A 12,650-nucleotide genomic window follows, 5' to 3' on the forward strand; every position below is an offset into this window, starting at 1 on the left:
ATATTAGGCTTGAAAAAGAAGAGGTGGTGTTTTTTATGTCAGATTTTTCAGAATCAATCGAGTATGAAACAGGAACATCAATTCAAACTTTCAACATTATTGAAACGAATGCTACTGCTGATGGATATGAAGTTCTATTGGATATTGATTTAGACAGTGGTTACGAATTAGAAAAAGTAAAAATGAAAATTACCTTTGAAGAATTAGCAGGATACGAAACAACTGATATTCATGAAGGAGTAAAATACGCTTTAGGATTTTTTTCATGAATGATCGCACCGACATAAAAACCTTCAGTGTACTGAAGGTTTTTATGTAAAACTTAACATTGTCGTTTTAAACAAACAGGTTTCCCATTTTGCAAGTTTTAAACCGGCTTTATCGAATGCTTGAAATAGTATATTGTAGTTTATTCTTTTAAAATTTTTGTTGTTAGTTATACACTCTAGTAATTTGTCTTTGCCAATGTACATGTAAAACATCCGATATTCCTCCTGCAAGGTATTATACAACCAAAGCTGCTTCATTGACTTGCTTACACTCATGGCCTGACGTTGTTTCTTATCAAGAAAACTTATATATCTTTTCTTTACTTTCATATGCATGGATGAAACTCGTATACATTGCCGTTTGATACGAAAGTATATATCTATAACATCAAGATTGCTCGCTTCTTTTTGCTTAAGTACGAATGAAGCATTTTCACATGCTAATTGTTCTATCTCTTCAGCTGTAAAAAACAATGATGCTTCCCGTTTCACTGCGTTTGTACAATCTGCAGAGTGAAATAGATTAAATATCCCATTCATTGCTCCAAACGTACATCGTATCGTTCCTTTCTTTGCTTTTTCAGGCTTGAAGTTTCCCTTCCACTTTTTTCAATCAGCTCGGAAACCGATTTGTACGGTGGTTGTGGTGTACCTTGAACCAACACACATAAACTTTCTCCTAAATTCAAGAATTCAGATTCTAATTCCCACCACCATTCAGAATACTCCTTATTTTCATCCCAATATAAACGCCGGCATAAATCCGGTGTAATCGTCACATATTTGCAGGCAAGAATTTGAAATCCTCTTCGCTCAAGAAACGACAGAATTTCTCGTTCTAAATTTAAGTATACTGCGTCTGGTTTGCATATTACGAACCCTAATTTGTCCCAATTCAATATCTATATCCCCCTTCCACCCTATGTAATACTATATGGAAGAAAAGGAAAGTTGCTTATGCAAACATAATAATGATTATGTTCATACATCCAATTCGAACTTTCAACATTATTGAAACGAATGTAAATGCTGATGCATATAAATTTTTTAAATATTGATTTAGACAGCTATTACGAATCAGAAAATGTAAAAATACAAATTACCTTTGAGAAATTAGTAGGATACGAAACAACTGATATTGAAAAAGGGATAAAATATGCTTTAGGGTTCTTTGATAAGTAATTGTATAATGTTAAAAAAAGTACCACCTGTTAAAGGTGATACTCATTCTTTCATGATAAAGTGAAACTTCCATCAGTAGGGAGTTTCTTCATCCTCCACTGATGGAAAGCCCGCCCAGTCAGGCGCATGCCAACAGTTATCCCCCACCTATCTTCCTTGCTTCACTCTAAACCTTGAGATGTGGACCCTACTGCTTCAAAAAATAGCGAGATAAAGTTATGCACTATCCAATTAAGGAAGTTGAATGCTGAAATACAATTTCACCGTCCAACATTGTCAGTTCAACCTGTATATCCTTAATCTGTTCGTGAGGAACGTTTAGAATCGTTTTATCCAAAACAACCAAGTCTGCAAGTTTTCCTACTTCGATGCTGCCTTTCATCGTTTCCTCAAAACTTGCGTACGCGCCATTCCAAGTAAAGAGTTTAATTGCTTCCAAAATGCTAACACGCTGATTGGCTCCGACCTCTTGTCCGGATGAACTCAAGCGGTTAACAGCGACATGAATACCAAGAAGTGGATTTGGCATGATAACCGGGCTATCGGAAGCAGCTGCAGCAATGATACCAGCATCAATATAATCACGAAGGGGATACATATGATTTACTCGCTCACAGATTTCCAATTCGAGGTATTTCCATAATATGTAGCCACTTTACTGTTCGACAAAGGACGGCTTTCCCTGCTATCACTTTTGCATTTTGAAAATGCCTATGCTTTAAGATTTCCTTTACTGATAAATTAACCCCAGTATTCATTTTATCGTACACCTCTTTAGAGTTTAGAAACTTTAATTCTAATAATATTTTATTTAAAAATTCAAAATTATACAAAATATAAAAACTAAATACAGGTAATTTTCCCGTGCTCAAGTTTTCTCATAACCCCTGTTTAGTATGACATATGTCATATACAACACTTTATAAATACTGTAATTTATAAAGTGTTGTATAGCATAATAAGTATTTTATATAAAACTAGATTGGTATTTTACTTGTTATGACATTTTGTAACAAAATGCTATAGGACATCATATAAGTACGTTGACAAGACTTTTTTATAAAAAAGTTTGTATGTGATAACTAGAAAAACTAACTATATTTGGAGGATTAGTATGAAGTACGAGATTATAATATTTGATGCAGATGAGACTTTATTTGATTTTAATAAATCCGAAAAAGATTCTCTTAAAAATACTATGCTTGCATTTAATATAGAATATGATGAAAATCATCATTTGAAAGTATACAAGGATATAAATACAGCTATATGGAAAGAGCTTGAGGATGGACTTATTACTCAGAAAAAATTAAATGTTGAAAGATTTAAACGGTTATCAAATAAATTAAATGCTGAATTTGATGAAGTTGAATTTGCACAATTATATATGAAACATTTATCTTATGCATCTTTTTTATACGATGAGAGTATAGACCTTGTAGAAAGTCTGTATAAAGATTATAGACTTACTATAATTACTAATGGTCTTAAAGATGTTCAAGATAATAGAATAAGAAAATCTATTATAGCAAAATACTTTGAAGATATCGTAGTCTCTGAGGATGTTGAGGTATCAAAACCAGACCCTAAAATATTTGAGCACGCTTTAAACAATATACAGCATACTGACAAGAGCAAGGTATTGATGGTAGGAGATAGCTTAACTTCTGATATACAAGGCGGGATCAATTTTGGTATAGATACATGCTGGTTTAATCCTAATAAAATTGTAAATACATTAGGATTGAAACCTACTTATGAAATTTCAAATTTGATGGAGCTTAAAAATATACTAAAAAAATAGATTTATTAAGATAGTGGTTGTCTCAAAATGATTGAAAACTCGTTTTGAGTACAGCCTCTTTTATTTTATAAAAGTAATCTAGGTTTACTAATTAGCTGAAATGTTATAAATAAAAAAGAAAAAGAAATTGATAAACACTCAATTCCCTTCTCTTTCACATCCTCTACATCTCCTCAGGCGCTTCCATCCCAAGCAAACGTAAACCTTCTTTTAATACAATTTCCACCGCATATACGAGCGCAATTCTACTTTCTTTCTCTGCATTTTCTTCTAAAATACGAACGTTACCATAATATTTATTAAACGCCTGCGCCACGTCTAGTAAATATTTTGCAATATGAGATGGCTCGTATTTTACAAAAGCTGTTTCAATTACTTGCGGAAAGCGATTTAACAGTTTTATCACTGTCCAACTTATATCATCTGTTAACTGTAATTCTTGTTTCTCAATATCTATATCGCTTTTTTCAATAGCGAACAAGTACGGGCATGTGTGTATTGTACGTATGGTCCTGTTTCTCCTTCAAATTTCAACATATTTTCAAGTGAAAATTCAATGTTATGCATGCGTTCGTTTTTCAAATCGTGGAAAATAATTGCGCCAACACCGACTTGCCTTGCTACTTCATCTTTCTTTTTTAAATTCGGATTTTTCTCTTCAATATTTTGTTTCGCTAGCATAATTGCTTCTTCTAGCACTTCTTCTAATAAAACAACTCTTCCTTTACGAGTAGACATTTTCTTACCATCTTTTAAAATAAGTCCGAACGGAACGTGAGCCATACCTTCTACCCACTCAAATCCTAGTTTCTTTAATACAGTGAAGAATTGTGAAAAATGCAAGCTTTGTTCTTCCCCAACGACATATAATGCTTTATCAAATTCATACGTATTTTGGCGATATAATGCAGCTGTTAAATCACGCGTTGCATAAAGAGTGGCACCATCTGACTTTTTAATTAAACATGGCGGCATTCCTTCTACCTCTAAATTTACAACTTGCGCCCCGTCAGATTCTTCTAATAGGTGATGTTCTTCTAGAAGCGAAACAAGATCATCCATTTTATCATTATAGAAAGCCTCGCCTTGGAAATTTGAGAATTCTACGCCAAGCAGTTCGTAAATACGAGAAAACTCTTTTAAAGATTCGTGACGGAACCAGTTCCATAAATATACTGCTTCTTCATCACCATCTTCTAATTTTTTAAACCAAGCACGCCCTTCCTCTTCTAACTCGGGGTATTCTATTACTTCTTCATGAAAACGTACATATAACTTAAATAGCTCACGAATTGGATCTTCTCTTACAAGCTCTTCATTCCCCCATTTTTTATAAACAGTGATTAGTTTCCCAAACTGCGTTCCCCAGTCACCAACGTAGTTAATACCAACAACTTCGTAACCACATTTTTCACATATATGTTTTAATGCATTTCCGATCATAGTAGAACGTAAATGTCCCATCGAAAATGGTTTAGCGATATTAGGAGAAGAATAATCAATCACAACTGTTTTTTCTTGACCAAAGTACAACTGTCCGTATTCTTCCTTTTTATCTATAATTTTACACAACACTTCATTACTTACAGTTTGACGATCGAAGAACACATTGACATACGGCCCAACCGCTTCGACTTTTGTAAAAAATAGGTGAGATAATTTATCCGCTAGTTCCTGTGCAATAACTGCCGGTGCTTTTTTATATTGTTTCGCTAATGTGAAACAAGGAAAAGCGGCATCTCCAAATTCATCTTGCTTTGGCGTTTCCATTAGATCAGCAATTTGTTGTAATGATAAACTTGGCTCTAATACATCGAATACATGTTTCGCAAACTTCATTTTATATTCCATCATTCTTCCTCCTTTTTTAATCATAAAAAAACTCGCCTCTTTTTTAAAAAAAGAGACGAGTTTACACCCGTGGTACCACCCTTGTTGTTCATAACGAACCACTTTCCCGTTTATAACGAGGTTGGGGATCCCCGGCTTACTCTACTATACCGTTCAAGCAGCATCTCCGAAGTGCGCTTCATTATTTTCTCTGCGCTAGGCTTTCACCATCCCTAGCTCGCTATCGCTTCTGAAAATAATTACTCTCTTCATCCAAGATTTTCTATACAATTTATTATAGTCCATTATACATATTATCTGACAATTAGCAAGTTTCAATTACACCAAAATGAAATTTAGAGCTTTTTCGTTTATATACAAAAAAGTTATGTTTTTTAAAACGCGTACTACGAAAATGGTCTTTTAAAACAACACGTTTTCTTGCTACACGCTTAGCCTCTTCAATTGTTTCATCCGTAATATCATTGTACAGCGCAAAATGTTTTAAACCGCGTATACCGTCTGATTCTAATACTGTTTCTTCAAACATTGGGTCTAAATACACAACATCATAACAATTCTCTGCACATTGTTGTAAAAAAGCTAAATGCTCCGTATGCTTCACTGTAATTCGTTGCATTGCTTCATTTATTTCTGTCACGCCGGCATTCCATTGCTTAAGACCTTTCTCAATCAAATATGCCATATAGCGGTTGCCTTCTAACCCAGTGACTTGTCCTGCTTCTCCTACGGCATAACTTGCAACGATGCTATCAGATGCCATACCTAGTGTGCAATCCAATACTTCCATCCCTTCTTCTAGCTGCGCGGCTTGCAGAAATGGATCATGTTCACCGCGCATTAATCGCTTCACGCGAAACATCGCTGAATTTGGATGAAAAAAGAACGATTCTTCCGTTCCTTGCGGAAAAATCGCTAAACGATTTTTCCCAGTAACAAGTACATCTTGTTTATATTGATCATGTAATTCATAAATAGGACGGTCATTTCTCGCAAAAAAAGAACATTGTAAATCTGCTGCTATTTTTTCAGCATATGCGGTCATTTCTTTATTTGTTCGCCCTGCTGTCGTTACAATCATTCTGCCACCTCATTACAAAGAAAAAGGGAGAAAATCTCTCCCTTTTTAGCAATGCTTTTCAAAAGCTTGTTCTAAGTTATTAATAATTTCATCCATTGTTGCACCTTCAATTTCATGACGGTGAATAAAGTGAACTACTTCTTTACCTTTTAATAGTGCCATAGATGGTGAAGATGGCGGGATATCATCAAAGTAAGAACGCATCATCGCTGTCGCTTCTTTATCTTGACCTGCAAATACAGTTACAAGATTGTCAGGTTGCTTCTCAGAACGTACAACCGCTTGACCAGCTGATGGACGCGCTAAGCCTGCCGCACAACCACAAACAGAGTTAACAACAACTAATGTTGTCCCCTCTGCATTTTCCATATATTCTTGCACATTTTCTGCTGTTGTTAATTCTTTAAATCCCGAGCGTACTAATTCTTGGCGCATTGGAATTACCATTTGACGCATGTATTCTTCGTATGCATTTGTCATGTTACTAATCTCTCCTTCAACTTTCATTCCAGATTTATCATATCACGCTCTAATAATAGACGCAAAAGAAACATAATGACTTTTTTATTTTTTCCTCGGAAGTTCGCAAACCCCATTTTTACAATGTCCAACGGGGACAATTTCCCTTTTTGTCGCAATATAATCATATAAAAAATGACCAAAACCGAAAAGAATCGATAATTTAATAAAAGGTACGATTGCCCAGTATGCAGGAATTGCTTTCGCTAAAACATCTACACTTTTAATGCCTTTATACCAACGACTATCTTTATAAATATACAGCTGTTTCTCCATATTTTGCTGTATCTCTTCTGATAAGCAATATCGCTGAACAATTTCTTCTTCGCGAAAAGAGACAAATTTGATTTTCCCCTTTTTATCTAGTTCTTTCGTTCGATTTGCAACCTTTGTACACATCGGGCACCAGCTATCATAAAAAACAAGCATGGCTATTATTCTCCTTTTCGATACTCCGTCATTTGCTTCCAAACAGAACCTTTCGCTTCTTCTCCGCCTTCAATACGTTCAAGTGCTAAGCGAGCTTGCATCGCTACCTCAAATTCTGGATCTTCCTGTGCTACGCGAAGTGCTGGAACTGCACTTTCATCACCAATTTCAAATAAGAACATTGCCGCACGCCAGCGTACAAGTTTACTTGGATCTTTTAACGCTTTAATCATCACAAACATTGCTGCTGGGTCACCGATATCTGATAGGCAGTCACCTGCTGTACGGCGTACGCTTACTGATTTATCAAGTAATGCTTTATATAGTAAAGGTAATACGGCATCACCTTTTACCATTCCTAAATAAGCTGTTGCTAAGCGGCGAATTGATACTTTTTCATCTTCTAACGCTTTCTTCAGTACAGGAATATCTTCTTCTGCTGGATCCATTTGTTCAAGTGCCGCATAACGTTTTGTCCAATCAGAATCATTCATCATTTCCTCTGTTACTTTATATGGCTGACGTTTTGTAATCGTTACTTCTTTTGCTCCTGCTTGCTGTAATAATTCTTGTACAATTGTTTCTACGCGCTCAGCTGGATATGCCGCAACAATCTCTTCCACAACTTCTTTCCCGATATCTTCAAAGTCACCGTAGCGTGTACTTTGCTCAACCCACTTACGTTCTTTTACAACATTTGGCGCAGACATCTGCACTTTCATAATTGCTTCTTTAAAACGATCTGGTAATCCAACTCGTTCCTCTGTTGTACCATCTGTTAACTTCACTTGCATAGGAATAGTAAAGAACATTTGAATAAATACTTTTACTTCCCCAAAATGCGCATTAGATTCTTGTTCACTCTCCGTTGCTACTTCTTCCCCAAATACAGCACGTACTTGTTGTAAAATATGTTTCCAGTCATATTTTGCATTACGCTCTACTGCTAAAAAGTCCGCAACATGATACACGCCTTTTATACCATCAATTTGTAAAATTTGCTGCACTCTTTCTGGAGCTTCTCCCATATTAGTACGTGTATAGTTATTACGTGCTCCTGACGGTAACACTTCATTTAAAATAACCTTCATTGTATTTGGACTTGGTGTCGGTTCAATCCCTTTAATTTTCACGAATAGTGTCTCTCCTTTATTGCTGTTCTTACCTGTATTGTAACATGTTCTGAAATGAGACTCCTACTGAGGTGCTTGCTCTTTTTTCTTCTCTAAAAAAGTAATTCTTTCAATAACAACTTCTGTCTTATATATTCTTTTTCCACTCTCATTATTGTATTGACTCGTATGAATATGTCCGGTTATACCAACAAGTGCTCCTTTTTTGCAGTACATCGTTACATTTTCCGCTGATTTTCGCCAAATCATGCAGTTAATGAAATCAGCTTGCTGCTCCCCTAAACTGTTACGAAACCCTCTATTTACTGCCACACAAAGACGCGCATAAGCAATCCCTTGCTTTGTATAATATAATTCTGGATCTTTTGTTAATCTACCGATTAATACAACTCGATTCATCATACGATTCATTTCACCTCTTCTTTTTTCTTTATTGTAGAAAAAAAGAAGAGTGCCGTAAAAAACATAAAAAGATATTTTTGTATAAAAAAACTCATTTTTGTCTTTATAAAACACCAAAAAGAAATCCTGCATGATACAAACATGCAGGATTTCTTTACTTTAATCATTTAATTCATCAGTATCGATAGAAAAGCACTCTTCTCATTTCTACACATTATAATTATGTAAACATCTGTACACTAACATAGAGTTAGTATAGACATATGGGCTCAACTTAGCTAAGTCCTTACAATAGATTTCAAGGAGGAAATGTCCGGATGGCAAACAAGAAGTTTCATGAAGAGTTTTAAAAAAATGAAATAGTAAAAGATGAATGTAATGTATTTACTAACTCTTTAATATTATTTATTCTCTGTTGATACTAATGTTAAGTGACCTATTAACTTGTTTTTGTTAACCTCTGTTATCACATGGTGATTAAATCTAACAATTGTTTCCACGACGTAAGCATAATAAATTCCCGCTGTCACCTATAACACTACCCTATTCTCCCAGTTTTACTAAGCTGTAATTCTTTTTACCTTTACGGATAATAATAAATCTTCCATTAAATGAATTTTCTACCGTAACATCTGTATTTACATCTGTTACTTTGTCTCCATTCATCAAAATAGCTCCATTATTAATATCTTCCCTTGCTTGGCGTCTAGAAGGTTCAATTCCTAAATCTACTAACCACTCGACAATATTTTTTGTTTCCTTTGCAGCATGGAAAGTCGGCATATCTTTAAAGCCTTGTTCAATTTCATCCGCAGTTAACGCTTTAATATCCCCGCTAAATAATGCTTCTGTAATTTTTACTGCTTGTAGAAATGCATTCTCACCATGAACAAACTTCGTCATTTCTTCTGCTAATACTCTTTGCGCTTCGCGTTTATGAGGCTCTGTTTGAACCTTAACTGCCAATTCATCAATTCTATCTTTCGTTAAGAATGTGAAGAATTTTAAGTATTTAATCACATCGCGATCATCTGTGTTCACCCAGAACTGGTAGAATTCAAATGGTGTTGTTTTTTCTGGATCTAACCAGATCGCTCCTCCTGCTGTTTTACCAAATTTCGTACCGTCTGATTTTAATAGTAATGGAATTGTTAATCCAAAGACTTTTGCATCTGGTCCTTCTTTTTTACGAATCAAGTCTAAACCGCTTGTAATATTTCCCCATTGGTCACTGCCGCCAATTTGCAGTTGTACGTCTTCTTCTTTGTATAAGTGATGGAAATCCATCGCTTGTAGAATTTGGTATGTGAATTCTGTAAATGAAATCCCTGTATCTAAACGACTTGCTACAATATCTTTTGCTAGCATATTATTTATACTAAAGTTTTTACCGTAATCGCGTAAAAACTCAAGGATACTTACTTCATGTGTCCAATCGTAGTTATTTACCATTTTCACTTCGCTATTTCCGCCAAAGTCGAATAACTTTTGCATTTGCGCTGTTAACGCCTCAACATTATGCTGCACTTGTTCTAATGTTTGAAGTTGTCTTTCTGTTTGACGTCCACTTGGATCACCGATTGTTCCAGTAGCTCCTCCAATTAAAATAACTGGATGATGCCCCTCTAATTGAAAACGTTTCATCATCATAAATGGGATTAAATGTCCAATATGCATACTATCACCCGTTGGATCTACCCCACAGTACAGGGAAATTTTTTCTCTTCTACTAATTCACGTAACCCTTCTGCATCTGTTTGTTGGTTGATAGCATTACGCCATTCTAATTCATCAATGATGTTCATGCTTTTCTAACCCCTTTCATTTTTAATAATTGACTTTTTTAGTTTGTCTAAAAACAAAAGTCCCTATGTCTAAAAAATACATAAGGACCATTCTTAATCGTATTATCACCTAGATTGTATCATCAATACTGCTCTCAGCAATAGTATCGATTGCTACTGTACTTCTTCAACGTATATCGTATACTGCATCTTAAACAGATGTCTCATCATTACTTTTCTTTTCCACATTGTAAATGATTTCAAGCTTTTCTTGAATTGCGCTTTCAATCTTACTAGCGTATTCATCGAATACATCTTTATCATGAGCGTACGGAGATAATGCACAAGCTCGTAGTATTGTTACTTTTCTTTCCTTATCCCATTCTCCTTCACTAAATCCAAGACTTTTCACATATGGAAGTGGGCTGTTTCCATAGTCAGGGATAGCAAAATCTGTATGAGAAGTGATAAATTCATTGTGATATATATTCCCTTTAACGTAAGAAGCTTCACCAAAGAAATCATGATTTAATTTGTTCATTTTTGCTAAATCTGTGTTTCCTTCTTCATTAAACACATAGTCAACCATATTAAAGTCAGGTTTTGTTAATGGATAAACTTTAATCGTTTTATCCTCAACTTTAAATTGTTTATCCTGTAAAAAATGATAAAAACGGTAAGCTCCTTCAATACTTGCACCAAGTAATTTTCCATAACCAGTCACGTTTAATGGTAATACTTTATGGGCTGTCCAAACTGAGGCTGCAGTTGCCCCCGCTTTAGAACCTTCAAGCATATATGCACCAAGTAATGCAGGAATATCGGCTCCTTTTTCAAACACATATGTTGCAAAGTAAGAAATGACATCACGCATTCTAATATCTTTTACTACAATCCCACCAGCTGAGTAAGGGATATATCCCATTTTATGTGGATCAATCGTAATCGTTTCAGCGTGCATCATTGCTTTGAAAGAATGGTAAATATCTTCAGTCAGCCATTCATTTTTCTCATTGAAAATACCATATTTTTCATACACTTCATCAATTTTGTTATAATCAATAAATTCATTGTTTTCATCTAAGAAAATAGATCGAGCATACCCACCATAAGCAGCATCTATATGAATGTAAAAATAAATACCCTCTTTTGCTAATTTTTCACGCAGCTCAACAATTTTATCAATACGATCTACTTGTCCCTCTTCTGTTGTACCAATAACGCCTACCACACCAAGAATAGGTATTTTTTCTGCAGCCAATTCTCGGATTTTTTCTTCGAGTTTGCCAATGTCCATTCGATAGTTATGATCAACATCAATTGCTTCCACATTATCTAGGCCAATACCAATAATATCCGCTGATTTTAGCCAAGAATAGTGTTTTGTTTGTGGAATCAACCATTTACCCAGCTCTCGTAGATGTTGACCACTACGCGCAGAATGTGCTTTTATGTCATCAATTTTTTCAGGAATTTTTTCTATAATATCTAATATCTCTTCTGTAGTCATGTTTAATAATTCCCAATCTGATTTATTTTCCACTAATTGAGGAGCTACGTCTTTAACCGCTAAAGGAAGAGATTTCATGTTTCTTGCATACCAAAGGCCTTCTAGATTAGCAATCGAACCATCCGCACAAATATGCCCCCAACCCTCACCTTTTTTATAGCTCATAAGAGCAGCAAATTCATGTCCTACTTCTTCTTCCATTTGAGAAGTGGCAGGGGAAGATTCATATGCCACGTTATTCCCATTCCATAACATTGCAGCTGTATACCCAATAATAGCTGGCATTAATGTTTCGGAATTCATATGTCCCCAAAACCGCCCAGCCGAATGCCATGGTAATGAATTGGTACGAAGTTTTGATGATAATAAATCCATTACACTGCGGACATGATCTGCAGTCTCTTCAAAACTTTGTGAACTTTTATCTTGCGGAGTAATTACTGGTAAATCTTGTGGTTGGTAATTTTGACGCCAACCTACATGTTCATCTACCATTTTGATTAACAGCTCTTTAAATAAGTCGGCATTTTCACCTTTATCACCTAAGAATAGTGCTTTTAAATTAATATCCGGAATTTTATATTTCATTTTTCATTTCCTCCAAATTATCTCACATATTTTCCTAAGCAACTTCGATACAAAATACGTTATTATTTTTAGGTTTTACCGCACAAAAATTCACACAT

Annotated in this window: 10 protein-coding genes, 3 pseudogenes and 1 other annotated feature; of the genes and pseudogenes, 2 read left to right on the forward strand and 11 right to left on the reverse strand. The window is 35.1% G+C overall.

Annotated elements, in window-relative coordinates:
• Window positions 1–35: 35 nt before the first annotated feature.
• Complete coding sequence (locus ACEWFJ_RS15110) at window positions 36–269, forward strand: hypothetical protein (RefSeq protein ID WP_098311086.1); 234 nt, start codon at window positions 36–38, stop codon at window positions 267–269.
• Window positions 270–311: 42 nt separating this feature from the next.
• On the opposite strand, the gene ACEWFJ_RS15115 is transcribed toward ACEWFJ_RS15110, so the two are convergent.
• The 3 genes and pseudogenes from ACEWFJ_RS15115 to ACEWFJ_RS15125 form a co-directional block, all read right to left on the reverse strand.
• Window positions 312–830: a hypothetical protein gene (locus ACEWFJ_RS15115; protein ID WP_473692536.1), complete on the reverse strand. Its 519-nt coding sequence runs from the start codon at window positions 828–830 to the stop codon at window positions 312–314.
• Entirely contained in the window at window positions 806–1,168 is a 363-nt protein-coding gene (locus ACEWFJ_RS15120; protein ID WP_473689097.1) for a nucleoside-diphosphate kinase, read from the reverse strand. The genes ACEWFJ_RS15115 and ACEWFJ_RS15120 overlap by 25 nt, the downstream gene beginning before the upstream one ends.
• A 506-nt stretch (window positions 1,169–1,674) precedes the next feature.
• Window positions 1,675–2,064, reverse strand: a pseudogene (locus ACEWFJ_RS15125) (amidohydrolase family protein); the annotation flags it as partial.
• Window positions 2,065–2,565: 501 nt separating this feature from the next.
• On the opposite strand from ACEWFJ_RS15125, the gene ACEWFJ_RS15130 reads away from it, so the two are divergent.
• Window positions 2,566–3,255, forward strand: a complete 690-nt coding sequence (locus ACEWFJ_RS15130; protein WP_473689098.1) for a YjjG family noncanonical pyrimidine nucleotidase — start codon at window positions 2,566–2,568, stop codon at window positions 3,253–3,255.
• Between the two features lie 163 nt (window positions 3,256–3,418).
• Here ACEWFJ_RS15130 and argS read toward each other — a convergent pair.
• The 8 genes and pseudogenes from argS to tdc form a co-directional block, all read right to left on the reverse strand.
• A pseudogene (gene argS / locus ACEWFJ_RS15135) lies at window positions 3,419–5,106 on the reverse strand (arginine--tRNA ligase).
• Window positions 5,107–5,154: 48 nt separating this feature from the next.
• Window positions 5,155–5,370: a binding site (T-box leader), on the reverse strand.
• Window positions 5,371–5,410: 40 nt separating this feature from the next.
• Entirely contained in the window at window positions 5,411–6,187 is a 777-nt protein-coding gene (locus ACEWFJ_RS15140; RefSeq protein ID WP_429720607.1) for a class I SAM-dependent methyltransferase, read from the reverse strand.
• Window positions 6,188–6,232: 45 nt separating this feature from the next.
• Complete coding sequence (locus ACEWFJ_RS15145; protein ID WP_098311091.1) at window positions 6,233–6,667, reverse strand: BrxA/BrxB family bacilliredoxin; 435 nt, start codon at window positions 6,665–6,667, stop codon at window positions 6,233–6,235.
• A gap of 84 nt (window positions 6,668–6,751) precedes the next feature.
• Complete coding sequence (locus tag ACEWFJ_RS15150; protein ID WP_098311092.1) at window positions 6,752–7,135, reverse strand: thiol-disulfide oxidoreductase DCC family protein; 384 nt, start codon at window positions 7,133–7,135, stop codon at window positions 6,752–6,754.
• 5 nt (window positions 7,136–7,140) lie between these two features.
• Window positions 7,141–8,268 (reverse strand): conserved virulence factor C family protein, encoded by a 1,128-nt coding sequence (locus ACEWFJ_RS15155; protein WP_473689099.1) that lies wholly within the window; start codon window positions 8,266–8,268, stop codon window positions 7,141–7,143.
• Between the two features lie 63 nt (window positions 8,269–8,331).
• Window positions 8,332–8,670 carry a single-stranded DNA-binding protein gene (locus ACEWFJ_RS15160; RefSeq protein WP_098311095.1) on the reverse strand — a complete coding sequence of 113 codons (339 nt, stop codon included), beginning with the start codon at window positions 8,668–8,670 and terminating at the stop codon, window positions 8,332–8,334.
• Window positions 8,671–9,213: 543 nt separating this feature from the next.
• Window positions 9,214–10,475, reverse strand: a pseudogene (gene tyrS / locus ACEWFJ_RS15165) (tyrosine--tRNA ligase).
• Between the two features lie 190 nt (window positions 10,476–10,665).
• Window positions 10,666–12,552, reverse strand: a complete 1,887-nt coding sequence (tdc, locus tag ACEWFJ_RS15170) for a tyrosine decarboxylase (RefSeq protein ID WP_473689100.1) — start codon at window positions 12,550–12,552, stop codon at window positions 10,666–10,668.
• Window positions 12,553–12,650: the final 98 nt, after the last annotated feature.

It is taken from the genome of Bacillus sp. EA-CB0995, from assembly GCF_055814245.1.